This window comes from Nocardia farcinica (genome assembly GCF_029867845.1).
GTDB classification, from domain to species: Bacteria; Actinomycetota; Actinomycetes; order Mycobacteriales; family Mycobacteriaceae; genus Nocardia; species Nocardia farcinica_A.
Window position 1 is genome coordinate 1 of the sequence record NZ_JARWRU010000456.1, and the last position, 1,015, is coordinate 1,015.

Genomic DNA, 1,015 nt, shown 5'->3' on the forward strand with positions numbered 1-1,015 from the left:
CACCCACCTTCACCCGGGGCCGCGTGCGCTACGTGGTGACCAACGACTCGCGGACCGCCCGCCTGCAGGACGCGCTCGCCGCGATCACCTGGCGCGCGGTCACCCCGCAGGCGGTCGGCGCGCGCTCGCTGCTGCTGATGCCGCCGCAGCAGTGGGGAGCCAACGGCGAGGAGGCCGCCGCGCTGCTGCGCCAGGTGCAGACGCTGCTGCGGTCCGGCCTGGCCATCGCGCGCCCCCTCGCCGATCTGGTGGCGCTGCCGCCGGACCCGGCGCCCTACGAGCTGGACTACTCCGCGGGCGCGGCGAGCGACGCGGTGCCGCACCGGTTCGTCGACCCGACCAGGGACCAGGGCAGGCGCGTCAGCGAACTGTTCGCCTCGCTCGTGCCGGTGCCGGGGCTGGAGCCGACCCCGGTGGCTTTCCTCACGCCGCTGCGCGACGACCTGGTTCGGGTGCTCACCCTCTCCGACCGGCGCTCCGGCACTTCCGACCTGCCCGACACCTGGGCCCAGCGCCGCCTGGACCGGATCACCCGCACCGTCGACGAGCTGTACCGCTCGGTGACCGTGCTGCCGCCCGGCGGCGTCTACACCCTGGCCACCGAGCAGAGCCCGCTGCTGCTGGTGGCCCGCAACGATCTGCCGGTCGCGGTGCGCATCCGCTTCCTCATCGAGGCGCCCGACGGCGCGGACATCGCCGACATCGGCGAACAACAGTTGCCGCCCAACGGAACCCGTTCGTTCCGGGTGCCCACCGAGGTCAACGACAGCCGCAATCTGGTGATCCCGATCTCGGTGACCACCGCCGACGGCGTGCTGCTCGGCGAGTCCACCTCGGTCTCGGTGCGCTCCAACGCCTACGGCCAGATCCTGGCCGTCATCACCGCCTCCGCGGCGCTGCTGCTGTTCGGTCTGGCCGGGCGCAGGCTGTACCGCCCGGTGCGCGGCAGGCCGGGCCCGGCGGGCGAGTGAGTGGGGGCGCGCGGGGGACAGGCGATATGGGACAAAAGGGTATT

The 1,015-nt window shown here is 73.5% G+C and carries 1 pseudogene; it reads left to right on the top strand.

The window, feature by feature from the left end:
• Positions 1-971, top strand: a pseudogene (locus QH283_RS09855) (hypothetical protein); the annotation flags it as partial.
• Between the last annotated feature and the right edge of the window lie 44 nt (positions 972-1,015).